Origin of the sequence: Intestinibacillus sp. Marseille-P6563 (genome assembly GCF_900604335.1) — a bacterium.
Lineage (GTDB): Bacteria > Bacillota > Clostridia > Oscillospirales > Butyricicoccaceae > Butyricicoccus_B.
Genome location: NZ_UWOD01000001.1, coordinates 549,123 through 575,258, shown reverse-complemented (window position 1 = coordinate 575,258; position 26,136 = coordinate 549,123). Strand labels below are relative to the sequence as shown.

The following is a 26,136-nucleotide window of genomic DNA, read 5'->3' as shown; positions in this document are numbered from 1 at the left end:
ATGGAATTCCCTAAACAAATAAAAGATACTGTATATCGACTTCTTCAAGAGCCAACATTGGATCACTTTCGTGAATTTTTGCAGGACCAAACTGGCGAACACAATGCCATCGATTTTAAACAAGAGTGGATTGAGAAAGACAAGCTGGCAAAATTAATGCTCGCCTTAGCAAATTACGGCGGTGGCATTGTTGTTTTTGGCGTACATGAAAACGATGATAAGACATTTTCATGTGATGGGTTAAAAGAGTTACAAGCAAAAGAGCAGATAGGGGCATGGATAAAGCCGTACCTTTCTTCCAGCCTGAAGTATGATGTATATGATTTTAGCTATCAAACATCTGAGTACGAGGCATTGAAGGGAAAACAATTCCAAATGCTTTTTGTTGAAGATACTCCTCAATTTTTACCGTTTATATCTCGAAAAGAAGGTTCCAGTATTAAGCCTGCTACTATTTACATACGACGCGGAACATCCGATGAGCAAGTTACAGAAGAAGAATTATCTCATATTCTTGAACGCCGAATGAAACATATTTTTCCTGTAACTGGGAAACCATTAATTTTAGAAGAACATCTTGAACAACTTAAAATCTTATATAATCATATAGAACCAACGATTTCCAAGATAAAAAATCCCGAAGATATTCCATTTGCACAAGCATTAAAAACATTAGCAGAGTTGGCACGAGGAATTACAGGCGGATACGAGTATGAAACAGAGAAAAATCCTTTGTATCCTGAAGAATCCTACGAACAATTTATTGCTGCACTAATTGATAAAAAGAAGAAAAAAATTGAACGGGTGCTTGATTTGCAGTGAGGAGTCCTGATAGATGGTAAAATTTATTTCAGAAAACTGGGCAAACATTTTGCTTATTATTGTAGGCAGCTTTGCCCTTGCAACTTACATATTGCAGGAACGGAAGAAAAAGATTGATGCAGCTTCTCTTATCGTCCTTCAAATTGATGAGTTCCAGGAGCGGTTAAGGGAAATCTCTACGTTCATTGTTGACGGACAATTAAACGAAACGGCGTTCTATGAATCACTACCCCTGATGGATACGGATTATTGGAACAAGTACAAACATTACTTTGTCCGAAAAATGGACGCGACCAGCTATACAGCACTGAATCAACTATATGAGTATGTGTCAGAGATTCAGGAACAACAGATGCTCATGAAGTCATTCCAAAAGAATTCCTTTCAGATAACACAAAATGTTTTAGCAAATATAGAATCGCAGTTTATTATGGCCGATCTTAATAATGCTTGCACAGGAGTTACAGCGCAAAACATCACTTCTGCTATGGGAAATATGATTCCGCAAGGCGTTTCGGAAACGGATCGAAATACCCTTAACGCAATGGTGCAACAAATAGCGGCACAGAATCCCAACTTTGATATGAATCGTTTTTGGAGTCTCTACAATCAGCAAAGAAATTGGACGAAGTCTATCATTAACCAAGGGGCATTAACTTCTTATACCCCTGTCCAAATCCGTATAAGTTTAGAGAAAATGCTAAAGAAATATTCGATGCTTGAAATTAGCGGAACCGAAGGCTATCAAATGCTCAAAAAGACTTCTAAACAAAAGTTTTAAGTAAGTGAGAGGTCTATTATGGAAGAAGATGTTACAAAGATATATGAGGAATATTCGGAGGAACTTCTGTTTTGCAAATATTTTATAGCTGAAAAGTTAAAACATCATGCTGAGATGGGTAGATGTGGAGAAAATATTCTCAAAAAATGTCTTCAGGAACGGTTTCAAATGCTAGAATTTGTTACCGGCTTTATTGCTTGGGCCAATCATCAAAGCCCACAATGTGACATCATCGTATGTAGGAAAAATTTTTATAGACGTCAACTATCCGGAGACATTTTCCTGGTTGAACCAAATGATTGCATAATGGTTATAGAAGTCAAGGGAAATGCAACCTTGGATGATTTAACAGAAACGATTGAAAAAAATAAATTTTTCCAATTGCATGATGAAACAAAACATATAAAATTAGCGATGTTCGCTTTTAAAACTCGTATTGGAAAACAACGATTATATAAAGAGTTCGGTTATAAATATGACAGAAGTACAAAAGGATATACCCAGGAACGGCTTCCAGAAGAAAAGACATTAGACTATTTTGTATGCTTACATAGGGAGAGCCTAAATAGCTCAGCACGGGATAAACAAGTATTCTTCTTGAAAGATGGGCAAGATCGGCAGTTCTATGTACTAGATAACCATTTCCCAATAATGCAGAATTTTTCGAGGCTAATACAAAGCTTGCAGAATTAGGGCTAGATAAAATGATGATTTCTTGATCAATTTTAGTGCTGAGAAGATTTGAATATAGGAAATATTGGTGATAGCAAAATTGTCATGGAGTATACAGAGGTTTTAGACAAGCAAATCACGAGAAAACAACATTATGTCCCCAAGGCTTACTTAAAAAACTTTTCTGTGAGTAATCAAAAATCAGAACAAGTTTATGTTGTTTTTACTAATGATGAAAACGCAAAAATGGTTTCAATCGACAATATTTGCTGTCGTTCTTACCTATATGATCAAATTGCAATTGATCCAGATAGCAAAACTCATGTTTTTGCAGCACCAAATGAGATCGAGAACAGTTTTATCGAACTGGAAGGCGAATACGCAACCATTATCTCAAAGATAAAAAATGCTTTACGGGATTCAGATGAATTTGAGTTAGCTCGGGTGGAAATTGATAAACTAAGGCAATTTATGTCATCACTACTGTTTAGAAACCCTATTTTTGTGCATCTGTCAAATTATATCATTGATACACAATACAAAAACGATCCGGATCATATTAAACATGTAAAGAACATTTTTCCTGATGTACCGCAAAATGTTTATCTGTCCATGCTGGCAAACGAGTTTTTGAAGATGAACATTGCTCCGGATGTTGGCTTGTTTCCTCGGGCTTTGGCTGAGACAATGAAGGAATCGCAACTGTGTATTTTTAAAGCCCAAGGTTCCGTATTCGTTACAAGCGATATGCCGGTAGTCAATATTTACGGTGAAAAAGATGGTATAGAATATGACTTGCTTGGTATGCCAATTACGCCAGAATTATTTTTGGCGTTTGTCGATACTGTTCAGCACATTCCCAGAATAATCATAATTGATGACAACAGCGTAAAGCGCATGAACAGCAAGCAGATAAATAAAGAGATGTTAATTTCTAACCGTATAGATTTATTATCGTATATTGATTTTTCAATAGACGCTAAAAAAGAAGATGATGAACAGTTTTACCAACTGCTTCATACAGATAAGGAAACCGCGTTGAAACAATATGAGGACATGATGAGTTCAAAAGAAATAAAATACTGGAGATGATGTGATGACTAACTTCTCCTTTCTCAAAGCCAAAACTGAATATGCCCTCTTCGCCCCCGCCTGCATGGAAGCTGAGAAAATTTATGTTTCTGCTCCTGCCATGTGTGCAGTAGGCTGCCGTAAGGCATTGGAGCTAGCAGTAAAATGGGTATATGCAGCGGACAAGTCCATGAAAATGCCTTACAAGGACAATCTGCAATCCCTCATTCACGAGCCAACTTTCCGCTTCGCTGTGGACTCCGACACTTGGGGCAAGATGCCTTTTATCATTAAGTTGGGCAATCTGGCGGTACATACCGAGCGCAGCGTTCAGCCAAGTGATGCGCTTGCTTCCCTGCGCGGTCTGTTTGAGTTTGTGCAGTGGATTGACTATTGCTATGGCGCGGACTATCAGGAGCGCACCTTCGACGAGAACCTTGTCCCCACCGAAAAGGTGGCGGTGGACACCCGGAAAATCAAGGAACAGGAAAGTCTGCTGGACCAGAAGGACGCCGAGATCGAGGCGCTGCGCAAACAAATCGAGCAGATGTCCATCCGGTACACCGCCGAAAAGGAGCAGCATCAGAAGGAACGCACCTTCCAGCCGGAGGACCTCTCGGAATTCAAGACCCGCAAAATCTACATCGACGTGGACTTCAAACTGATGGGCTGGAAGTTCACCGGCCCGGATGCTGATGTACAAGAGGAGTATCGTGTGGAGGATATGGCCGGGGTGCCAGGTCAGCCTGGCTTCTGCGACTATGTACTGTTTGGGAAGGACGGCCTGCCCCTGGCGGTGGTAGAAGCCAAGCGCACCAGCAAGGACCCCAACATTGGACGCAAACAAGCGGTTTTGTATGCGGATTGTCTGGAACGGAAGTTTGGCCGCCGCCCCATGATGTTCACCACCAATGGCTTTGAAACCTACTTCTGGGATGACCAGACCGCCCCGCAACGGAAGGTCAGTGGCATTTTCAGCAAGGATGACCTGCAAAAGCTGATGAACCGGCGCACCGAGCGGATGGATTTGATGGATATTCCCATTGATGACAAAATCACAGACCGGTATTACCAGAAAGAAGCCATCCGGGCGGTATGTGAGCAGATTACGCAGGGGTTCCGCAAGCATCTGCTGGTGATGGCCACCGGCACCGGCAAAACCAGAACTGCGTCCAGCTTGACCGATGTGCTCAGCCGTGGCAAATGGGTTACAAACATCCTATTTCTGGCCGACCGCACCGCACTGGTGAAACAGGCAAAGGACGATTTTAAAAATTATCTGCCAGATATGTCTCTGTGCAATCTCTGCTCCAATAAGGATGACCGTAATGCCCGCATCGTGTTCTCCACCTACCCGACCATCCTCAACGCCATTGATGATACCAAGTCCAAGAACGGGCGTCAGTTATTTACTCCGGCGCATTTTGACTTGATTATTATTGACGAAAGCCACAGGAGCATTTTTAAAAAGTATAGGGCTATCTTTGAATATTTTGACGCATTCATGGTGGGCCTGACCGCTACGCCCAAAACCGATGTAGATCGGAACACCTACGACTTCTTCGAGATGGAACACGGTGTCCCCACCTATGCCTACGATTACGAAACGGCAGTTCATCAAGACCATGTATTGGTGCCATATTATAACTATGAGGTCAAGACCAAGTTTCTGGAAGAGGGCATCACATACGATGACTTGTCTGACGATGACAAGGAGCGGTATGAGGATGATTTCATCGAGGATGGTCAACTGCCGGACTTTATCCCCTCCGCCGCTCTCAATAAATTCGTGTTTAACGAGACAACCGTTGACATCGTGTTGCAGGATCTGATGGAACGGGGGATCAAGGTGGCGGGCGGTGACCGTCTGGGCAAAACCATTCTCTTTGCCCAAAACAAGCGCCACGCGGAGTTTATTCTGGAACGATTCAATAAGCTGTACCCACAGTATCGCGGCACATTTGCTCAGCGGGTAATTTGCGATGATGCCTATGCCCAGACGGTGATCGACGACTTCAAGCAGCCGGAAAAAGAACCGCACATTGCGGTATCTGTGGACATGATGGACACCGGCATCGACGTGCCGGAGTGCGTCAATCTGGTGTTTTTCAAAAAAGTTCGGTCAAAGGCAAAGTTCTGGCAGATGATTGGCCGCGGCACTCGGCTGTGCAAAGGACTGGCCTGTTTGGATCAGATTGACGGAACATACACCGACAAGCGGCGGTTCCTGATTTTTGACTACTGCGGCAACTTTGAGTACTTCCGGGAACATAAAGAAGGCTACGAAACCAGAGAAACCAAAACACTGTCGGAAAACATCTTCGGCAAACAAATCAAAATTGCAATGGTTTTGCAGGAAAGTGCCTTTGCCGGTGAGGACTATCAGATGTGGCGCAGCGAGATCGTCAATACCTGCCACAAGCAGGTGCTGGCGCTCAACTCAGACCTGATTGCCGTAAAATTGCGGATGCAGTATGTGGAGAAATATAAAAAGCCGGAAGCCTTCGTGTCCATAAGCGAAGGTGACAAGGGCGAGTTGCTCACACAGATTGCACCTCTGGTACGCTCAGACGAGGCTGACGAGTTTGCAAAGCGGTTTGATAATTTCATGTATGGCCTAATTCTGGCACACATCGAGCAGATGCCCACTTTCCAGTATGCAAAAAAGCAACTGTGCGACACCGCTTCCCTACTGGAGCGTAAGGCCAGCATTCCGCAGATTAAGGCAAAGTTGCCCATGCTTCAGGAGATTCACACCAATGCATTTTGGGACGCGAATGATATTTTGCTGTTTGAGCAGGTTCGGAAGGAGCTGCGGGAGCTGATTCGATTTTTAGATGAAGGTGGCGGAGCACAGAGGCAGATCGTCACCAAGCTGACTGACCCGATTATTGACAGTCAGGAGGGCGTCCAGCTGGAAGCTGCCTATGACTTTGAAGACTACCGTGCCAAGGTCAATCGCTATGTGAACGAGCACGGGAATACGCTGGCCATATATAAGCTGACCCATAATATTCCGCTGGCTATGGGCGATTATCAGGAACTGGAGCGGGTGCTAACTAGCGAATTGGGCAGCAAAGAAGATTATGCCCGAGAGTTTGGCGACACACCCTTTGGCTTGCTCATTCGCAAGATCGCTAAGCTAGATCATGAAGCGGCTATGCAGGCGTTTTCCGCTTTTATCAATGACCAATCTCTGAATCAAAAGCAGATTGCTTTTGTAAACAAAATCATCAATCATATTGAGCTGAACGGATATATGGAAAATGTCGCAGAGCTGACCAAGCCACCGTTTGACAAGCCAATCAGTTTTATCAAATTGTTTGATGCAAAAACCAGAACCGCTTTGATGGAGACCATCAATCAGGTTCGAGAAAACGCGGTTCAAATTACAGCGTCATAAACAATGAACCAGGCACGGAAATTCACCCTTATTCTGGGTGGATTTTCGTGCCTGGTCTTTTCTGTTCGGGTATGGGGGCACCATTGTGCAGGAGCAGGATGGATAGCCACTGCACGGACAGGCGAGGTGTCCAGAGGGGCAAAGCCCCTTTGGCTCTAGGTCATCCAATAGGGGCGAGTAGCATCCCTGTTGGCAAAGGGAGTCTAGAGGGGAACAGCGTTCCCCTTGGCGGGAGGTTTCCAAAGGAGGGCAGTGCCTTCCTTGGCACACGACTTTCCCTCGGAAAGTCTAGTGTGTTATACCTTTGCTTCCGGCTGACGCTGGAAAGGGGCTGGCTTCGCCATCTGCTGTGCGGGCAGATAGCGGTTGACAGACACTTTTTGGCGACAGTAGGACAGGCGGATTTTGTACGGATACGGACGGAATCGGGATTTGCACAGAGGGCAAAATCTGCCTGGCCGGAAAAGGAAACAAAGGTATATCATGCCCTGTCCCGCCGCAGCGACAGCGACCTCGTTAGTCTGCTTCCCCCTTGGATTTCTCACGGCTCTTGTAGACATTGTACTGGTTTTTGCACCGTGGGCTACAAAAGGCCGCATTGGACCGGCTGCCCAAAAACACCTTCTGGCAGTGCTTGCACAGGCGCAGGGGCTGGTCATTGTCCACCAGCATGAAGCTGAACATCATCTGGATACCCAGCAGCAGCGAATGAAAGTCCCAATAAATGGTTGGCTTATCCAGCAGCTCGATGTGGTAGCTGGGAGCGATTCCGCCGAACGCAGCCATGGACTTGCGGTACAGCCCCCGTGCGTCCTCATCAAGGGAGTCATAATCATTGTAGTACAGGATTGAGGTAGACAGGGTGAATGCCCAGTCCTTGAACTGCTGGGCAACCCAGTCATAGGGTTCCGCATATTCCCGCTGGAAGCTCATGTTCTTTGCCATCGGCTCGTCCATGAAGGTCATGGTCAGGGCAACCATCGTCCGGTCACCAGACACGTTCCATGTGGATGTAATGCCTTTCTTCACCAAGTCCAGTTGGTCAAAGGGGTAAAACAGGGACAGATATTTGTCTGTCGCCATGGATTCTTCTTTGATGAAGTGGTTTTTCGGCAGGTACACCGCCTCATAGTCCATAAAGGACGGTGTGGTAGGCAAGGCGGTCATTAGTCCCAACAGACCGTACCGGGTGACAAATTCCATTATCGCCTTTTCCACTTCTGCTTCCGGCTTGCGCCCCATCATCAGCATCCCCACATTCAGCGCATCCAGCACAATGTTAGGGACTTCTTTCAGCGGATTGTAGACATCCGGCTTTGCGTTTTTGCCGGGGGTGATGTACCGCTTGCCATCTTCCGCTGTTTTCAGCTCGTAATGATCGTACCGCACCCAATGGGAACGGGACTGTTCAAACAGATTTTTCATCATACACGCCCTTTCTCCTTAATCGTCCCAATTATCAGGGGCGGTTTTTCTTTTTTCTGCGCTTAGTCTTGTTCTCCCGTCGGATCACAGCATCCTTACCCTGTTTTCTTGCGATTTTCGAGTATTCCTCCAAAAACTGGCGTTCCCGCAAGGTAAAGCTGCCGCCATGCTCCTGCTTGCCGCCCAGATGGTCATACATCTGGCGCTGCAATTTCTTGTGGATGGTTTTCCGCAGCTTGCGGATGTTGCGGTCAGACTGCCCACGCACAGTGGCAAGCCGGGTGGTGCTGTACAGCCGCAAAGAGAGGAAATACAGAACTTCCTTATGTTCCTCGCTCAGTTCCTCCACCATGCGGGAAATAAAGGGATTAGCGGTCAGGTTGTGCATCTCATAGGGGCAGTCAAACAGGATGTCCAGAAAGTTTCCGGCCATCAGCTGCCGGTATGCAGGGTTGTTCATCCACCGTGGAATGAGTTTCGGTTCAGGCACCGTCTGATATTCCAGCGGTACATCTCCCCGAAGGTTTTCGTGGTCCCGCTCCCGGCGCTCCCGGTTTCGATCCAGCCTGTCCCATTCCCCTACTACGACTTGAAAATCCTTTTCAGTGCGGGCTGCTTCCTCCAGCCGCCGCATGGCTTCCGCCCGAATCTCCCGTTTCAGTCGCTTTTCGCTGACCGGGGCGGATTCTTCTTCCTCGTTTTCCAGCTCCGCTTCATAGTCGATAGGATGCTCGTCCTGCTCCAGCTCGCTTTCCAGCTCTGCCAGACGTTCTTCCGCAAGCGCCTGTTCCAGCGTTTCCTCCGCCACACCAGTGCCTGTCCCATCGTCCCATACGGTGAAGCCACCCTCGGTATCCAGAAGCTCGTCATCAGACAGATACGCCATGACCTCACCTCTTTCAAAAAATATTTTGTGCTTTTTCAAAAAATGGTTCCGTTTTACACCCCGGATTTCTCCTATTAGTGAAAGGGTAATCTAAAATCGGATTACTTTTTGGGGAACTACAACAACATTATATAGCGACTGCGCCGGAAGCGCAAGAAAGAGAGGTTCTATGGTAAAAAACGGCACCCAGGATTTTCTTTCGGAAGGGAGTGAGCAGTAATGACATGGTTTGAGCTGATAAAACAAGTTGTCCGGGTTCCGGAGGCTGCGGCCTATTATGGGCTGCAAGTCAGTCGAAATGGCATGGTCTGTTGTCCGTTCCATGATGACCGACACCCCAGCATGAAGCTGAACGAGCGGTACTTTTACTGTTTTGGCTGCGGAGCCACCGGCGACGTGATCGACCTTGTGGCGAAGTTGTTCGGTCTGAGCAACTATGAGGCAGCGCAGAAGCTGGCTCATGACTTTGGCATTGACCCAGATAAGCCACCAGCGGCAATCGCCCTGCCCAAGCCAAAAAGTCCTCTGCTGAAAGCATACCGGCAGGAGGAAGTGCGCTGCCTGCGGGTGCTGTGCGATTATCTGCATCTTCTGGAATGCTGGAAGGTGCGGCACGCACCTAAGGCGCCGGAAGGTACTCTGGATGACCGGTTTGTGGAAACCTGCCAGATGATGGACTATGTGGAGTATCTGGCGGATTTGCTCATTGCCGCCGAGCTGGAACAGCGGGTGAAAATCGTAGAAATACTGAACAAGGATGATCTGATTGCCAATTTGGAGGGACGGTTAAAAAGATTGAAAAAGGAGGAAGTCACCTATGAAGAAAAACAAGCAGCCTGACGGAATGCCCGTTTGGTTTGATGGAAAAAGTATCAACGAAGCCCTGTTTTGTGAGGAGTTCTTGCAGACACACAAGATCATCTTCACAAACGGGGCTTTTTTCACGCCCGAAGGCCGTGTAACCGATGAACTTCCCCTGCGAGGAGAGATTTTTGAGGGGATGAAATACTGTGCGGTTAGCAACATTCCCCGTAAAATCAGCAACATTGTGGAGCTGATGAAGCTGGCAGCACTGGTGGAGGATTTTCCCCCGCAGGCGGACCGGATTCATCTTTCCAACGGGACGCTTTTTCTGGATGGGAGGTTTGTGGAGGGAAAAACTGAAATCGTCCGCAACCGCTTCCCTATGGCCTATAACCCCAACGCCCCGAAACCTGTCCTCTGGCTGCAATTTCTGGATGACCTTCTCTACCCGGAGGACATTCCCACCTTGCAGGAATACATCGGCTACTGTCTGATTCCCAGCAATAAGGGCCAGCGAATGATGGTGATTAAAGGCAACGGCGGCGAGGGGAAGTCTCAGATCGGCGCTGTGCTGGGAGTTTTGTTCGGCTCCAACATGAAGGATGGCAGCATCGGGAAAATATCCGAGAACCGGTTTGCCCGTGCTGACCTGGAGCATATCCTCCTGTGCGTGGATGACGATATGCGGATGGAAGCCCTGCGCCAGACCAATTATGTGAAATCCATCGTCACCGCCCAGGGTAAGATGGATTTGGAGCGCAAGGGCAAGCAGAGTTATCAGGGATGGATGTGCGCCAGGCTGCTGGCTTTCTCCAACGGAGATTTGCAGGCGCTATTTGACCGGAGTGACGGATTTTACCGCCGCCAGCTGGTGCTGACCACAAAAGAAAAACCGGCTGGCCGTGCGGACGATCCTGACCTGGCCGAAAAGATGAAAGCCGAGGTGGAGGGCATCCTGCTGTGGGCTTTTGAGGGATTGCAGCGGCTGGCCGCCAACAATTTCAAGTTTACCGAGAGCCAGCGCACAAAAGACAATCGGGAGGCCGTCAAACGAGATAACAACAATATCTTTGATTTTCTGGATTCGGACGGGTATATTCGCCGGAAAGCCGATCTATCTGCCAGCTCCAAAGAGCTGTATGAGGCATACCAGATTTACTGCACCGAAAATAATCTGCCCGCCCTGAAACCCCGCAGCTTCAGCGAAGCCCTGATTGCCTGCCAGAGCCGCTACAATCTGGAATACTGCAACAATGTGACCAATGCAGCCGGACGGCGGGTACGTGGCTTTCTGGGAATTGAGGTTCTGGTAAGAAATAATATGTCGGTGTTTTCCGGTGATTCGATGCGTACGTACGTACCGGAAGATGTGCCGGAAGAATGGCGGCGCTAATATCGGGGAGCGGACGCTGTACGTACGTACACTTTGATTGACCGCTGTACGCTCTTTATAGCAATTCACACAGTAATTTGAGAAACGGAAAAAGGAGGACAACATATGAGTAAGACGCAGTATGCCATTCTCCGCTTTGCCAAGTACAAGGGACCGGAGATCGGGAATATTGAAGCCCACAACGAGCGCACCAAAGAGAAATACGCCAGCAATCCCGATGTGGACATCAGCAGGAGTAAGTATAATTTCCATCTGATCGAGCCGAAACGAAAATATCGTGCGGAGGCGGAGCGGCAGATCAAAGAAGCCGGTTGCCGTACCCGGTCAGACAGTGTTCGAGTCGTGGAAGCCCTAGTAACGGCCACACCGGACTTCTTTCGAGGAAAGAAGAAATCTGAGATCAGAGCCTATTTTCAAGAGGCGCTGACCTTTCTCCAGCAAAGCCAAGACCCCAAAACAATCATATCAGCTGTGGTGCATATGGACGAGAAAACGCCCCATATGCACCTTTCTTTTGTCCCGCTGACTGCGGATGGCAGGCTCAGCGCCAAGGAAATCGTGGGAAACAAGAAAAAGCTGACCCAGTGGCAGGACAAATTCTGGGAGCACATGGTGCGGAAATATCCCGACCTCGAGCGTGGAGAAAGCGCCAGCCAGACCGGACGTGAACACATTCCGCCCAGAGTGTTCAAGGAGATGACCCGCCTGCTCAAACAGAAGGCCAAGCTGGAGGAACTGCTGGCCGGTATTGGAGCCTTTAACGCAAAAAGCAGAGCTGCCGAGATTGCCGCTTTTATGGATCAGTATATCCCGGCTGTGGAGCGGATGTACAACCTCATGAAGAAATATCAGGTGGCATTTACGGAAACCACCATGGAGAACAAAAAGCTGAAACAGGAGAATGCTCAACTGGAGCAGTCTCTGGAAAAAGCGACTCAGGAAAGCACTTTAAAGCAGCTGGCCGATGCCAAGCTGCGGCGGGACTATGCTGACGCTGTGGCGGTTCTTGATCGTATCCCAAAGGAAGTTCTGGATGTGTATACCCGCGGCTCCGGGAGAAAGGAGCGGCCTATTGAGCAAAACTTGTGACCGCCATATGTGGCGGCTTTTTCTTTGTACGTATATGCAAATCTATTATGGAGGTACACCATTTGGCAAAAAAGAAAAAGGTAAATGATTACGGTACCGGGATTCCGCAGCACGAGATGGAGGCTTTGGCTCGCGTGCTGCTGCCGGAGATTGAAAAGTTTTACGCCAGCGAAGAAGGACAGCGTCAGTTTGCCCAGTGGAAGGAGGAACAACAGCTGAAACAGCATATGGCTAAAGCTGGATAAAACGAATCAATCTCCGATCAAGTGCTCACTTCGGGCACTTGATATACATACTGCCAAATCATCTTTATGCCAAAGGGGACTTTCAAACAATATTTACTATATGAGATGTTTACACACGAAAAGGCGGGCTTTCCTCAAATCAACGAGGAAGGCCCGCCTTTTTTCCGTTTATCGGATTAAATCCAGATTTTCTGTAAAAAGAAGAAATCCGAACCCATCTCCAACTTGGAAGATTAAGTTCGGATTTCTATCTTTTGGTCCGAGTGACAGGACTTGAACCTGCGGCCTCTTGACCCCCAGTCAAGCAAAAATTACGGGAATACCTGATTTTTTTGCGTATACATTAGCAATACATTAGCAATAAGAAAATACTTGGTTTTCGGGAGTGTATCAGGCGGTATGTTGGCGTAAAAAAACTTTAAAAATGAAATGAAAAAATGGTTGACTTTCGCCAGAAGAAGGAATATAATACAGTTACAGACGGCGCAATCCGCGCCAAACCGCACTAAGTACGTGTGTAATGTACTCGTAGTGTGATTTGGTGGGGATTGCGCCGTCTTTTTTCTGTATGGCGCAACCATACACGCTTGGGCTACATGGATACATGCTGCCATGTGGTTCAGGCAATTCCCCGTACCCCAAAAGCGGGGACAGAATTTCCTACCTCTTTTTCTTTCTCTTTTCCCTATCTTTCACCTCCCCAGCAGCCGGGGAGGAATATGCGCCAATGTATGGCAAACATGTAACGTATAGTTGCGATGTGGAGTTCGATTCTCTAATGGCGCAATCCATATTCAAGCCTGTCGCTAGTTTCTGCGACAAAATATCTCCTTTCCTTATCATACCCATACCCTCCCCGCAGACGCGGGGAGGAACACGCAGCGTTGGTCAAGCGGGCAAGACTCTTGGTTGATCGCCGGATTTTTTCGTGTGGAGACTGGGCATCGCGGGTTCGAATCCTGCACGCTGCAATAAGGAGTGGTACCCAAGTGGTAAGGGAGCAGTCTTGAAAACTGTGAGGCGTGATGAACGTGCGAGGGTTCGAATCCCTCCTGCTCCGCCAGGATAGCGGCTCGATACTTTGTGTCGGACACGATGAAAACCCGTGGTGACAGCTGGAAGAGACGGCAATATGCCAATGTAGTTTAATGGTAGAACATCAGATTTCCAATCTGAGTGCGCGAGTTCGATTCTCGTCATTGGCTCCATTTAGGTATTGAGGGTATAGAATACGCCAAGGAACGCGGATGGAGGGAAGCTTCCAAGCGATGGGAGCATCAGTAAATACCTAATTTAATACAGCTATCCTGGTATATGACGATGTATGTTTTCGCAACACCCTCTATATTGGGATAACGGTTCCAAGCCCGTGTAAATGTAGATGAAGCTGTAAATGTTCTGATGCCGAAGGCCAAGGCTATAAACAGAAAGGAACGTCCTTAACACAGCACAGCCCTTGTATGCCGTTTATATACGGTATGCAGATATACTGAGGATAACTGTAACGATGGAGTCTGTGTATTTGCAGCGAAAGAAGATGAAAAGACTGCCTTTGGTGAACCTGCTCCCCTGATCTGGCACCGAGTAAGAGAAGTTCGATGCCGACAGGAGTAGAAGATGGTTAGCAGGCTGGCAGAAGTGACCTATCCAAAAGCGAGGTTCGATTCATATAATGGTCATGCCATTTAAGGTTGCTCAGCCAAAAATGAGTGTATGATGGCACGGTAAAATTCCGTGGGACAAGTGTTAAAGGCATGGAAACATATCCAAATAGTGTACACAGCTTGTCTAACGCTTATAACCAAACGGTCAGGTATGCGTGGCTCCATTCTCGCTTGGGTTGATCGCCAACATGAGATATAAAAAAGCTGCTGATTGTTTGGCGTAGTAGTCACACGATATAGTGATAGATGGGTAAGTGCTGACCTGTCGGTGGTAGAGTATATAATGTGCACCCTTTGGAAGTTGGGGTCTACTCGATGTAGAGTAGATAGGAATGCTGGTGAGAGAAGCGTTCTGAGGTTAAACTTATCCGCCACTAAATATGTCGCTATGCGGTTGAGTTAGACGATAGCGGCTCTGTATAGAGGTGATAAAAAATCATCAGATGCCGGATGCGATTGTGTGCGCTATCGTCCCATTGGAACGGCTGAAAGACGGAATACACACAGAATTTGTGCGGTGGCGGAAATAGACGGCCTACGTACCGCGTGGGACGGTAAAACCAGACGGGCGACAGCCTGAACGGTAATAGTAGACGCTTGACCGGAGGATGTGTAACCTTTTAAGGACACAAGACGGCTTGGATAAGTAAAAACATCCATCCAGGGTGCAAATCCTTGGCCGCATAATATGCCCGTGTAGCTCAGATGGCAGAGCAGGTGATTTGTAATCATCAGGTCGTGGGTTCGAGTCCCACCATTGGCTCCAGATGTATGATACCACAGGCGAAAAACACCGCGAACGGGTCTTGCGTGTGCGCTGTGCGAAAGCGGCACGTTGAAAATTATATGGGTTAACCTCAACCGAATGGGATAACGGTTGCGACATATGCACATGCGCGAGGTTGAAAAGTACCGTGATGAAAAGGGTGATTCCTGATTGCAAAGTATGTGAGGTGTGGAAGCAGAGTTTGTGTGTGGCAACGCAGACCAACACGGGAAAGTTCAGCTAATAGCATATAAGCTGACAAAAATAATGTGCGTCTAGGCGTTAAGTAGCAAAAATGTGAACAGGTTGTAGATTGTAATATCATCCTTTTTATTGTATTAAAAATGTAAGAGGTGAGGAAATGAGAGAAGCGATACCAAGAAAAGATATTCATGGTATAACGTTACGAGAAGGCGATATCATTGCCGAAGGTGTAGTTGGAAAAGAAATTTGGGATGGACAAGCAATATTGTTAAAAAGACCAATTGGCTATGTTATTGTTTATAAACAGCAACATAGCACAGAATGTATTTCACCAGAAGAAACAGACTGCTACAACATTATCCAATTGCTTCCAGGAGAAATTTCTCTTACTAAAAAGGCTGATGAATGGATGAAACAAAGATTGAACAAATCAATTCATTTAAGTAGGTACGATGGCAGGTTTTACGCATGGGAAAACATTGAAATAGTAGGTAGCTTATACGATTTGCAAAAGTAATCATGTCAGCGTAGCACAATGTTCGATCAAATGATTTACAATCCAGTATTGATTGTAAAATGAAATGGAGATTGATATGAAATATCGCAAGAAACCTGTTGTAATTGATGCAGTTCAATGGAATGGGTCAAACCATGCAGAAATATGCGAATTTATTGACCCGGAATCGTTTGAAATCATACCGAAAGTAGGTTTAGTGATTCATACACTAGAAGGGAACCTTCATGCAAGTGTGGGAGACTATATCATTAAGGGTGTAAATCGAGAATTTTATCCATGCAAACCGGATATATTTCAAAAGACATACGAGCCTGCGTGAAATACGTGAATAAATATGATCGCTTAGTCTGCATGAGGACGCGGCGATAGGTTTTACGGATAAAAGTCCGGGAAAGAAAGGTGAGAAAAATGAAACGATGTAGTCAGTTTGTTTGTGACGCAAAAGATATGAAGATGTAAGTCGGCTGCGGCGGGCCAGCGCGTATTTGCCAGATACGACAAATTCGCATTTCGCCAGAAGATTCATTCTAAAGTTTTGTAAGGAGGTAATCCGTGAACAGGATTAGAGATCAGGGTTATTTGAACACCGTTTGATTTTTGCTGCATACAGTTTTTGTGAATGAATATGGAATGCCGTTCCCGAAAAACGGATGACAGCCGGGAAAGACCGGCACATGCACGAATCGTACAGCGGTAGTACACCGGCCTTCCAAGCCGGGAACGCGGGTTCGACTCCCGTTTCGTGCTCCAATATGCGGTGGCGGAATAGAGCGTTAGTGTGTGGCGATGTAAAGCAACCGAATGGCCTGAACACACACAAATGGCGTGGTTGCAAAAGTAGACGCTTAAACGGAAGGTTCGATGAAAGTACGCTCCCGTACCCTGATGGGGTCTAGCAAATCCACGGGCAGTATCAACCATGTGATGTGCAAATCATCACCCGCATATAACAGAGAGGTCCGGTGGATGCCGGACGGGGAGTCGAGTAATGTTGACTCCCCACACATGTCATTGTAGCTCAGTAGGTAGAGCAATCGGCGTAAATGACCGTATGTCACTGGTTCAAGTCCAGTCAATGGCACCATCCGCCAAAGTACACGGCGGAGCTAGTTGACGAACTACCCGTGAAAGCCGGGCGGATAAAAACCGATAGAGCCGTCAGAATTTCGAACGTGGCGAATGAGTGGGTAAACGGCGATTTTTGAGACCCACAAACCACGGAAGGTCAAAGTTAGGACACTAGGCGGAATGAGCAACCGCCTATCCACAACAAATTTACCGTTCTGCTACTCAATCTCCCGTAAGGGATTTAAGGCACGAATGCGAATGGATGATAACGTATTACGGCCTGCACGCGTCGCCTAGCATCCTGAGTGGCGACACCAAGTACCGACCAAAAAGGGTCGGAAACCGAAAACAGCATGACTGATAATCGACTGTTTTTCAATTTCGTGGAAGCTGAGAACCCCGTTAAGCCGGGGCGCTGGTGGGCGTAAATCACGCATACCCCGCAAGGGGTATATAGGAGCACATGTTCCAAGGCTGGCGATGCGGTCTCCAAAACCGCGTGGTGAGGTTCGATTCCTCATGCTCATGCCATATATTGCGCGATAGCCGAATTGGGAGAAGCTTGCGTGGTTAAACGTAGAAGAAGGTTTCTGCTCAACGCCAAGCCGGATAGACGTTGAAATGCAGTTTCCTGTGTTGGTTCGAATCCAACTCGCGCAACCATGGGAGATACGGCCAAAGATAAATCGCGTGTCTTGTCGGTTCGACTCCGACCACTCCCGAATAGATGCGCCAAATCCGTGACGGAACACGCGATCTGACACCGGATGGCGCATATCTGGTTCCATAGTTCACTAGGCGAGAACAGGTGGCTCATAACCGCCCGGGCACGGTTCGAATCCGTGGGGAACCACCAATTTAAGATCGACTGTTATAATTTGCGCTGATTTTAACTCGGTGAAGAAGGAATAATCACCCTGCCGAGAACATGGGGTAATTCATGGAGTGGAAGCCAGAGGGATACTTTTGGTGAAAACTTTGAACCGATAGCGATACCGATTCAGAAGGCGTGAGAGCGCCAACTATGTACTATGTGTGCGAATTATATCGACATCAAAAGCAGCAACGCTGTGGCATGGATAATAGACGCTTCCTGTGGGAGAATAACCCTAGTTAGGGACGGCGTGGAAAACCGTTCAAACCTAGGGAATCCAATAACCATGTTTGCCGTGAACCTTAGAAATAAGGGTATAACATGGCGTTGCGTACCCGGCACAAGGCAGAAATAAAACAAGAATTATGTTTCAATTTCTGAATGATGTGTAAGGGCTGCGGGTGACAATCCCGCACGAGATTAGGCGGCTTGCCGCTTGGGTAAGAAGTGTGTGATCGACGGGTTGCATGCTCAGACTTATTCACTCGCTGGCTGAATATGGTGGCAAATATGATTTGTAAGGCGAAGGTCTAAAATTAGTGCAAATTATAGCAGCCGATAATATGGGAATGAGGATTGATAGAGGAATGTTTGAAACGATTATTGATGTTACAGGTATGGTTATGATGATTTCGCTGGCATTGGTGATGGCATGTCTTGCAGCAGGTTGCATCTTTTCTATTTTTTATTGTTTATGGAAGTGCAGGTAGAAAACATGAAAGTATCCGGAATTACGGTTACATACTGCATAAACAATATTAGACTTAGAATCAAAAAGCGGTATAAACTTGAACCATTCTAAATTTATATGATGTGATTTAGACGGAGCGGGGGTAAAACAATGGCAGAACTTGCAACTCCAAAACTGCAAGAAAAGAAAAAAATAATGACAAGATATGCACAAGTCATTGCAACAGAAAACAAAATCGGTACATACTTTGAAATTCTTTGGTATAACGAAGGAAAAAACGATTTTGATATTGGGTTTGGTTCTTATGAACTTGATTTCGTTCTGGAATGGCTAAAAGAAGAATTTGAGTTTACAGAAGATAAAACAATATTTCCCGTTGTTTGTGCAGAATGGAAAGATTTTAGAGGAAAGCCGCAATGTTCTCATTGCAAAAAAGTTTTCCAAGAATATTATTTTTCTCATAAGTTTTGCCCTGAGTGTGGCGCAAAAATGGGAATGTAATACATGAACTGACTACTACCTGAACTGCATAAAATCTCGCACAACATTGAGGAATGAAAGACAATGGAAAAGCGTAAAACGATTGCGTTCCCCACATTCAATGTATCCGACGGAATGGCAATCGACATTGTAAAAGATAAACTGAACGATGAAACAATTCCGTTCCAAACAAGGATTTTAGCGATTGACAATGTTGCAAATATGGCAACGCACAACAGCGTGTCGAAAGATGAACTTGTTTCTGCGCTAAAATGGATTTTTGAGCATTACGATTTTGAATGAGCAGATTGATTTATGAGTGTGATCCAATATGAACAAAAAAGAACTATGTAAAAAGGTATCTGAGCAGACAGGTGCATCGGCCTATGCAATCGAGAATATTGTAGACAGTGTATGCAAGTGCATTGTTGAAACAATATTTAACGGTGAAAAAGTACATATTGCAGATTTTGGAGTTTTTGAAGTGGCACAAACTAAGGAAAGAATCAGACAAAATGTATATAAAAATGTTCCGATCATGGTTCCAGCCAAGAAAATTCCAAGATTTCGCTTCAATGCTCAAATTAAGAAAGCAGCGAACGAGCCGAAAGAACAATAAATATTGGGGTATAGCCAAGCGGTAAGGCACGGGACTTTGACTCCCGCATGCGCTGGTTCGAATCCAGCTATCCCAGCCATGAAGAAAGGTAAAAAAATGATTAAGAAGAATGTGGTAAAAAAATGCTTTGAAGTAAATCTGGAAAATGATATTGGTGAAACGTGCAAGTTACGAATAGATGCAGAAACAGAAACATCTGCGCGTCTGAGATGCCAGCGAGATGGATGGCATGTGCTTTCTATATCGGAGGTGAAAAGATGAAAGTTGAAATTTTATATGAATATATCGAAAACATGATAAAAGAGGCAACAAGAGAATGCGTAAGTATGCCGATTCCTGTAATTGCGCACGAGATTTTGGGATTCAAAATTTCAGATGCGCATATATATGATGAGCAAAAGCGAGAAGTGGAAAAAGAACTTGGATTTACTTTATATCCTTGGCAATTAAACTATATATGGGGAAATGGTACTTTGCAATTCCCCATTGAAAAAGATTTTTTTATCCAAATAAGAGGAGCCGGAAAAACCACTGCGCAAATTTTAAAGCAACTTCTGGATGAAAAGAAGGTGTATGACTTTAGCACCAAGTTATATGAAGTTGCGACAGGAAACAGTATTCAAGAAATGAAATATTATAAAGAACTTGCAAAAGCGATTTATGATAAACTAAAACAAAATAAAAATATACCTCTTGCAAAGTGTATTTTTTAATATAATACATCATCCAGAGTGGAGGATGACGATAGCCAATCGGGGCTGTAAATCACAGAAATGTGGTTTACAGCCCCTTTTTTGTGTTTTTAGGAGGAAAACGGAGGACAGGATGTTAAATCGGGAACAACAGGATGCCGTCCAGCGTGGGAAACCAATCATGTGGAATGGCCTAACCCTGTATCCAATATTGGTATCAGACTATCTACAATTCTCTGATGCAAAAATGGGGCTTATGGTAGCGCAGCAAACGCTCCCTGTCAAATATGTTTGCATGCGATTCCTTGAGGCCTTGTACGCCATGGACTATGACGCGCGTATGAACGGAGAGCAAGAACGCGGATTGTTTTTACGCCTATTGATTTTTTTGAGACTGGCAATGCGGCTGCCTATTAAAAAATCAGAGGACGGGAAAGAATACGTGGAAATGTACATTGCTACTAGCCGTGACGAACCGCGCAAATTGGCATCCATCAAAGTGAAGCAAGGGGATGTGAATGCAGAGATCACCCCAAAGAACTTCGGGCAACTGCGTACTATCCTTGCTGCGCAAAATGGAATTGATCTGCCGGATGAAACGGACAACCCCGAACTCATTCAAGCAGAAAAAGACATTGCGGCGCATAACGCGCCAAATTTAAAACCTGACTTTGAAGCCCTACTGTATTCTGTCGCTGTCAAAACCGGAGCGCAACCAGAGGATATTTATGACTGGACAGTGCGCCGGTTCGCGCTAACCGAAGAAGCGATAACACGCACAACAGGACATTTGATTGCAGCGCTTACAGAAGCAAACGGCGGCAAATATAAGGAAGGCAATCCATTCCCATCGTGGAAATATGACCGAAACGAGGGAAGCCATGCACTGATAAGCTTTGAGTCGTTACAGGGCAGGCTTTCGGGTTCGGTAGAAAAACGTTAATAAGGAGGACACAAATGAACGTTTCTGGTACTATTAACGGCTTGACCGTTTATGCAAAAGGTACAATGTACCTCAAGTGCTTTGATCCAACCACAAACGATCTTATCTTCTATTCGGACAAGATCGTTACAAACCAGCTCCAATCCACTGTGAACCTGGGTGCGATCAATGCAGGCATCGGCAACCCGGTTGTTATCCAAATCCCCGACACTCCGTCCCTGACGCAGACGATTACTGCCGGTGACTTCTCTCTGCAAGGCCGCGCGCTGTCTGTTGGTTCTACGGTTGCATATAACGGCGTTGTGCCGGTTGATGAAGCTGTCGCTGCGACTGGTACTACACTGACCGTTGGACAGACTCCGTGTGCACCGCTTGGCGGATGTGACATTGTATGTACCATCAACAATGACAGTACGGCATATCTCATTGATGTTGAGTCTATGCAAGTACAAGGCTTCACAGCAACCGAAGGCACAACCTATTGCGTGCACTACTACACTCAGTCTGCAAATGCGATGCAAATGAGCGTCGATACCCTCATGTCCCCGGCGGTTGTCCGTTCGCTGTATACCATTCCGCTGTATGCAACCGAAGCAGGGCAGGGCGCAAGCAACAAGGGTTCGCATGTCGGTAACTGCTACATCACTGTACCGCGTATGCAGTTCAATGGCGATGTTTCGACCGAAGGTTCGCAGACTACGGCAGCAACCACCAACCTGACCGGCACAGCACTTTCTTACAACGAAGCGTGTGATGCTGGTATTCAGTGTGGTTCGTCTGCTTCCCCGAAGCTGGCATACATGGTTGTTGAAATTTTTGGCAACCCCGATCAGTTTGTGGAAAGTCTTGCGGTTGTAGGCGGAAACGAACTGGATGTTGCCTATGATGAAGGAACTACAATCCCGGTCAAGTATGTTATGCCGGATGGGTCCCTGGTTACTCCGCTTATGAGCAACCTTACCTTTGCGGTTGCAGATGGCAGCACGCAGTATATCAGCGTTTCGCCGCTCGGCGTTGTGACCGGTCTGTCCAACGGAACGGGCACGGTGAACATCACTTCCAACTACAATGCCAATCTGACCACATCGGTTCAATGCACTGTAACCGGCGCACCGACTCCGCCGACTGAAAATGTAACCTTTGCGCTGACTACACCGTCTGCTGGTGGTTCCAACACGATTGAAGGCGGCGGAGCAAGCATGACGGTAACAGTAAATGTTGAAAACTCCACTTCCAGCGTCGTTCTGACCGCGACCAAGACCGCTGCACAGAGCGTTGAAATTGGAGGAACCGACTCCGGCGATGTTTCTGCGGGTGGCACAGAAACCAACCCGACCTATACCGTGAACACCACAAGCGTTTCTTCCGCTGGTGGCAGCAAGTCGTTCACACTCACCGTTTCGGAAAGCAACAAGACATCGATTACATACAATGTGACTGTTACTGTGGCGGGGAGCTAATTGAAAAAGAGGGAATATTTAAAAAATATTCCCTCTTTTCTATTGACTTATCCGAATAAAAGAGTATAATATAATTATATCGGCGGCGCAGCACGCGCCAAAAAACACAAGTGTTATTCAGTGATATGCTGAATAATATGCTTGGTTGCGTTTTTTGGCATGTGCTGCGCTTTTTTTGTTTTTTCAATCGAGGTGAAGCTATGCAAAAAGCCACTATGGAAGCAGTGGACAAAGTCCTTGACCAAGGAAATGATGCGCTCATAAAAAAAGACAAAAGAAACGGAAAGGAAAAGGTATATTCCATTAAACTAGAATACATCCACGAACCGAAAACGAAAGGTTAAATTTTTCATTTTCCTCTTGACTTTTTGAGCCACACAAACCACAATATTGCTGTGGCACAGAAAGTGGGTGATGATATGTCGCCACGTACAGGGCGTCCAAAATCAGAGAAGCCAAAGAGCATCGAAGTAAAAGCCCGAATCGATGAAGATACGGACAAACGGCTACAATCATATTGTAAGAAATATGGTAAAAGTCGAACAGATGTTGTCAGAGAAGGATTAGAACTGGTTTTGGGACAAAAAAAGTGAAGTAGCCCGCCACCGTCGAAAATCGCGGACTACTTCACAGCACCACACCCGGAGGAATGGTAAATCCATTCTATCATTCCTCCCGGTGAAAATCAAGGAGGAAAAGCAAAATGAAAAACAGACCCTTTCCAGAGATCATAAACGCGCACCATGCGGATGCACTAAGCCGGATGGAAGAAGATGCGGAACTGAATGCGTTGTATGAAGCAGAATGGTCATTGCCGTGCGAAGATGTTCGCAGCATGCTAGATAGCGGCGACGTAAACACGGCTTCCGACTTCATCGCAATGCACCAAGTCAAGACCGAGCGCATGGGGTTCCTGCTGGGCTACCGCTACGCCATGCAGCTTGCACGGGAAATTTTTGCGTAAAAGAATGGAGGTAACGTTTTGGAAAACAAAATTGAACTGTTCAGAAATGAGGAATTCGGAGAAATCCGAGTGGTTGAAATCGACGAACAGCCGTGGTTTGTCGGGAAAGATGTAGCAAGTATTTTGGGGTATGCAAAACCACTCAATGCACTAGCTACACATGTTGATGATGATGACTCCCTAAAATGGGGACTCACCGACAGTTTGGGAAGAATGCAAGAAACTATCATCATCAACGAAAGCGGGCTATATTCTCTGGTGCTTTCGAGCAAGCTTCCCACAGCAAAGAAGTTCAAGCGCTGGGTGACATCCGAAGTCCTCCCCTCTATCCGCAAGCACGGCGCATACATGACGGATGACACCATCGAACAGATTCTTTCCGACCCGGATACGATTATTCGGCTGGCAACCGATTTGAAAGAAGAACGCGCCAAGCGCAAGGCGCTGGAATCTGAGAATGAGCAGCAGCGCCAAGTCATCAAAGACTTTGAGCCGATCAAGCAGTACGTGGATACAATCTTGGAAAGCACAGGGACACTGGCAACATCCCAAGTCGCGGCAGACTATGATCTCAGCGCCCGGATGCTGAACAAGATTCTGCATGAGGAAGGTATTCAGCATAACGTCAACGGACAATGGATTCTGTATCGCAAGTATATGGGCATGGGATACACAAAATCCAAAACCATTAATATCACGCGGTCAGATGGTTCGCCGGATACCAAACTGCACACACAATGGACGCAGAAGGGTCGAATGATGATTCACGAAATTCTGACGCGGCGCGGCATCCAGGCTGTCATGGACAGAAACATTGCATAAAAACTGAACATTGCTTTCTTAATCGGTAGAAAGTAAAAGCCAATCGGGGCTGTAAATCACAGAAATGTGGTTTGCAGCCCTTTTTTGTTTTTTAGTCCAATGGTATGAAGTCAAGTAGGTGATGCAAGAAAATTTCAAATGGGAATGAGTAAAAAGGACCATGTAGGCAGGAAAAAGACAACACCAATCCAAGCCCTGTCCCTGAGTTTTTTGAAACAGGGCCTATGCGCCAGAGCGGCAAGCGGTACGCTCAGCCCTCCGGCAGGATATACAGGCGGTTGTCCTTCAGCAGCCGAAAGATCAACCGAACCAGTTTTCTGGCAGTGAGAGCGAGTGCGCGTTTATGCTGATACTTGTTGACCTCTTGATACTTGAGGTCATAGTAGCGCCGGAACTCGGAATCGCATCTTCTCACAGAGTTGGCGGCTTCCAGCAGGTAGTAGCGGAGATAGCGGTTGCCGGACTTGATCATCCGGGAGTGTTCAGCCTCAAATTCACCGGACTGGTGCTGTGTCCAGACAAGGCCGGCGAACTTGGCAACCGAGGCTTGAGAGCTGAAACGGTGAATGTCGCCGATCTCGGCGATGATCCCGGCGGAGTAGACCTTGCCAATCCCGGGGATAGAGGTCAGGGTGTTGGGAATGATTTCAAACTGCTGTTCAATGGCCTTGTCCAACACCTTGACCTGCTTTTCCAGAGCCCGCATAGAGGCAATAGAGACTGCCATCGCCTGATTTACAGAATTGTTCACAGTAACAGGCAGGCGGTAAGAGTCTCTGGCGGCAGTTCGAATAACCTTGGCTTTGGCAGCCGGGTCAGCGAAGTTTCTGCCCTTCTCATCCAGAAAGGCAGTCAGTTCGTCCAGGTCGGCGTTTGCCAGATCATCCACAGTTTCAAACCGCTCCATGAGCGCGATAGTGGTGGCGCTGGTGTTCTGGATGTCCTTGTCCTGGGCTATGCCGGAGCATTTGAGGAATAAGTAGTTAGCGAATCTCTGTTTCTCCCGGGTCAGGTTTTGGATCACGTCAAACCTGGCCCTGGTAAGGGTCCTGAGCGCCTGGTAGCGGTAGTCGTCCATATAGACCTCCTTGGCGATCCTGCCGAAACGGAGATGGTCGGCAATCACAAAGGCGTCCACAAAGTCATTCTTGGGCAGGTCGGGATAGGCTTCCTTGAACTTTTTGACCTGCTTTGGATTCAGGACATGGATCTTCCGCTGGAACCGGCCCAGGCTGCCATCCTCCCGGAGAGCGTAAACCAAGCTGTCTCCGTAGATGGAGGTGGCCTCCAGGCCGATCACCACATCGCTGAGCTGCATGGAACGCAGTGCCGACACGATCTTCTCTGATAACAGTTTAGCACCACCCAGGTTGTTCTGTATGGAAAAGCTGGAGTGCTTGCTGCCGTCGGGTTTCATCAGGTAGGCCACATTGTTTCTGCTGCTCACATCAATGCCAACGAATAGTGGGTTCATAATTTTCACCTCCCCACATGGAGATTTCAGGCCAGCAGGCTTTGAGATACCCATGATAACCGAAGCATCCGCAACCTCGCGTATCAGAATCATTCCGGGGCAGACCAATGCGAAAGCCCTCACTGCTGAAAGGGCGGCCTTGCCTCCGGCAAACAGCCAATGAGTTTGCAGCTGACTTCCGGCTCAGGGGAACAGACTAAAAATGAAGCAGCCTTGTGGCTCAACAAGGAGGTGGAGAGCTTGACCCTGCTGTCCTACAGCTATTGTATCACGGGCATCTCAATGCCTGCTGATGCCTGAAATTATT

22 protein-coding genes and 10 tRNA genes are annotated in these 26,136 nt (G+C 46.7%); 28 read left to right on the top strand and 4 right to left on the bottom strand.

Features of this window, described 5'->3' with window-relative positions:
- The 5 genes from EFB11_RS03080 to EFB11_RS03060 all read left to right on the top strand — a co-directional run bounded on the left by EFB11_RS03080 (position 1) and on the right by EFB11_RS03060 (position 6,749).
- Entirely contained in the window at positions 1–822 is an 822-nt protein-coding gene (locus EFB11_RS03080; protein WP_122788880.1) for an AlbA family DNA-binding domain-containing protein, read from the top strand.
- A gap of 13 nt (positions 823–835) precedes the next feature.
- On the top strand, positions 836–1,603 hold the full coding sequence (locus tag EFB11_RS03075) for a hypothetical protein (RefSeq protein WP_122788879.1): 768 nt from the start codon (positions 836–838) through the stop codon (positions 1,601–1,603).
- An 18-nt stretch (positions 1,604–1,621) separates the two neighbouring features.
- Entirely contained in the window at positions 1,622–2,296 is a 675-nt protein-coding gene (locus EFB11_RS03070) for a DUF6602 domain-containing protein (RefSeq protein ID WP_122788878.1), read from the top strand.
- Between the two features lie 84 nt (positions 2,297–2,380).
- Positions 2,381–3,367, top strand: a complete 987-nt coding sequence (locus EFB11_RS03065; protein WP_122788877.1) for a DUF4238 domain-containing protein — start codon at positions 2,381–2,383, stop codon at positions 3,365–3,367.
- A 4-nt stretch (positions 3,368–3,371) separates the two neighbouring features.
- The gene (locus EFB11_RS03060; protein WP_122788876.1) at positions 3,372–6,749 is read left to right on the top strand and encodes a DEAD/DEAH box helicase family protein; all 3,378 of its coding nucleotides are present in this window, start codon (positions 3,372–3,374) and stop codon (positions 6,747–6,749) included.
- A 516-nt stretch (positions 6,750–7,265) separates the two neighbouring features.
- Here EFB11_RS03060 and EFB11_RS03055 read toward each other — a convergent pair.
- Together EFB11_RS03055 and EFB11_RS03050 are read right to left on the bottom strand one after the other, a co-directional pair.
- Entirely contained in the window at positions 7,266–8,177 is a 912-nt protein-coding gene (locus EFB11_RS03055) for a hypothetical protein (protein WP_122788875.1), read from the bottom strand.
- 31 nt (positions 8,178–8,208) lie between these two features.
- Entirely contained in the window at positions 8,209–9,060 is an 852-nt protein-coding gene (locus EFB11_RS03050; RefSeq protein ID WP_122788874.1) for a sigma-70 family RNA polymerase sigma factor, read from the bottom strand.
- A gap of 219 nt (positions 9,061–9,279) precedes the next feature.
- Here EFB11_RS03050 and EFB11_RS03045 point away from each other — a divergent pair, with 219 nt between their 5' ends.
- From EFB11_RS03045 to EFB11_RS03030, 4 genes are all read left to right on the top strand, one after another.
- A complete protein-coding gene (locus EFB11_RS03045; protein WP_122788873.1) occupies positions 9,280–9,900 on the top strand; it encodes a CHC2 zinc finger domain-containing protein in 621 nt (206 codons plus the stop codon).
- Positions 9,878–11,257, top strand: coding sequence for a DNA primase family protein (locus EFB11_RS03040; RefSeq protein ID WP_122788872.1), 1,380 nt, complete (start codon positions 9,878–9,880; stop codon positions 11,255–11,257). Before EFB11_RS03045 ends, EFB11_RS03040 begins: the two co-directional genes overlap by 23 nt.
- A gap of 105 nt (positions 11,258–11,362) precedes the next feature.
- Complete coding sequence (mobV, locus tag EFB11_RS03035; protein WP_122788871.1) at positions 11,363–12,346, top strand: MobV family relaxase; 984 nt, start codon at positions 11,363–11,365, stop codon at positions 12,344–12,346.
- Between the two features lie 62 nt (positions 12,347–12,408).
- Positions 12,409–12,591 carry a hypothetical protein gene (locus EFB11_RS03030; RefSeq protein WP_243115194.1) on the top strand — a complete coding sequence of 61 codons (183 nt, stop codon included), beginning with the start codon at positions 12,409–12,411 and terminating at the stop codon, positions 12,589–12,591.
- Positions 12,592–12,846: 255 nt separating this feature from the next.
- Here the strand turns inward: EFB11_RS03030 and EFB11_RS16720 are convergent.
- Positions 12,847–12,950: transfer RNA gene (locus EFB11_RS16720), tRNA-Leu, on the bottom strand.
- 519 nt (positions 12,951–13,469) lie between these two features.
- On the opposite strand from EFB11_RS16720, the gene EFB11_RS03020 reads away from it, so the two are divergent.
- The 19 genes from EFB11_RS03020 (at position 13,470) to EFB11_RS02930 (ending at position 24,355) form a co-directional block, all read left to right on the top strand.
- Positions 13,470–13,562 (top strand) — tRNA-OTHER (locus EFB11_RS03020).
- A 4-nt stretch (positions 13,563–13,566) separates the two neighbouring features.
- Positions 13,567–13,654, top strand: a tRNA-Ser gene (locus EFB11_RS03015).
- A 71-nt stretch (positions 13,655–13,725) separates the two neighbouring features.
- Positions 13,726–13,799 (top strand) — tRNA-Gly (locus EFB11_RS03010).
- Between the two features lie 1,146 nt (positions 13,800–14,945).
- Positions 14,946–15,021, top strand: a tRNA-Thr gene (locus tag EFB11_RS03005).
- A gap of 361 nt (positions 15,022–15,382) precedes the next feature.
- Positions 15,383–15,742: a hypothetical protein gene (locus EFB11_RS03000; RefSeq protein ID WP_122788869.1), complete on the top strand. Its 360-nt coding sequence runs from the start codon at positions 15,383–15,385 to the stop codon at positions 15,740–15,742.
- Positions 15,743–15,818: 76 nt separating this feature from the next.
- The gene (locus EFB11_RS02995; RefSeq protein WP_122788868.1) at positions 15,819–16,061 is read left to right on the top strand and encodes a hypothetical protein; all 243 of its coding nucleotides are present in this window, start codon (positions 15,819–15,821) and stop codon (positions 16,059–16,061) included.
- A 357-nt stretch (positions 16,062–16,418) separates the two neighbouring features.
- A tRNA-Gly gene (locus EFB11_RS02990) sits at positions 16,419–16,492 on the top strand.
- A 257-nt stretch (positions 16,493–16,749) separates the two neighbouring features.
- Positions 16,750–16,826: transfer RNA gene (locus tag EFB11_RS02985), tRNA-Leu, on the top strand.
- Positions 16,827–17,346: 520 nt separating this feature from the next.
- A tRNA-OTHER gene (locus EFB11_RS16715) sits at positions 17,347–17,473 on the top strand.
- A 117-nt stretch (positions 17,474–17,590) separates the two neighbouring features.
- A tRNA-Ile gene (locus tag EFB11_RS02980) sits at positions 17,591–17,666 on the top strand.
- Positions 17,667–18,525: 859 nt separating this feature from the next.
- Positions 18,526–18,876: a hypothetical protein gene (locus EFB11_RS02975; protein ID WP_122788867.1), complete on the top strand. Its 351-nt coding sequence runs from the start codon at positions 18,526–18,528 to the stop codon at positions 18,874–18,876.
- Positions 18,877–18,939: 63 nt separating this feature from the next.
- The gene (locus EFB11_RS02970) at positions 18,940–19,158 is read left to right on the top strand and encodes a hypothetical protein (RefSeq protein WP_122788866.1); all 219 of its coding nucleotides are present in this window, start codon (positions 18,940–18,942) and stop codon (positions 19,156–19,158) included.
- A gap of 28 nt (positions 19,159–19,186) precedes the next feature.
- Positions 19,187–19,474 carry an HU family DNA-binding protein gene (locus EFB11_RS02965; protein WP_122788865.1) on the top strand — a complete coding sequence of 96 codons (288 nt, stop codon included), beginning with the start codon at positions 19,187–19,189 and terminating at the stop codon, positions 19,472–19,474.
- A gap of 4 nt (positions 19,475–19,478) precedes the next feature.
- Positions 19,479–19,553: transfer RNA gene (locus tag EFB11_RS02960), tRNA-Gln, on the top strand.
- A 178-nt stretch (positions 19,554–19,731) separates the two neighbouring features.
- Positions 19,732–20,187: a hypothetical protein gene (locus tag EFB11_RS02955; protein WP_122788864.1), complete on the top strand. Its 456-nt coding sequence runs from the start codon at positions 19,732–19,734 to the stop codon at positions 20,185–20,187.
- Between the two features lie 112 nt (positions 20,188–20,299).
- On the top strand, positions 20,300–21,109 hold the full coding sequence (locus EFB11_RS02950) for a hypothetical protein (RefSeq protein WP_122788863.1): 810 nt from the start codon (positions 20,300–20,302) through the stop codon (positions 21,107–21,109).
- A gap of 14 nt (positions 21,110–21,123) precedes the next feature.
- Positions 21,124–22,569 carry a hypothetical protein gene (locus tag EFB11_RS02945; RefSeq protein WP_122788862.1) on the top strand — a complete coding sequence of 482 codons (1,446 nt, stop codon included), beginning with the start codon at positions 21,124–21,126 and terminating at the stop codon, positions 22,567–22,569.
- Positions 22,570–23,272: 703 nt separating this feature from the next.
- On the top strand, positions 23,273–23,533 hold the full coding sequence (locus tag EFB11_RS02935) for a hypothetical protein (RefSeq protein WP_122788860.1): 261 nt from the start codon (positions 23,273–23,275) through the stop codon (positions 23,531–23,533).
- Positions 23,534–23,551: 18 nt separating this feature from the next.
- Complete coding sequence (locus EFB11_RS02930; RefSeq protein WP_122788859.1) at positions 23,552–24,355, top strand: phage antirepressor; 804 nt, start codon at positions 23,552–23,554, stop codon at positions 24,353–24,355.
- A 250-nt stretch (positions 24,356–24,605) separates the two neighbouring features.
- On the opposite strand, the gene EFB11_RS02925 is transcribed toward EFB11_RS02930, so the two are convergent.
- Positions 24,606–25,829 carry an IS110 family transposase gene (locus EFB11_RS02925; RefSeq protein WP_122788753.1) on the bottom strand — a complete coding sequence of 408 codons (1,224 nt, stop codon included), beginning with the start codon at positions 25,827–25,829 and terminating at the stop codon, positions 24,606–24,608.
- Positions 25,830–26,136 lie beyond the last annotated feature (307 nt).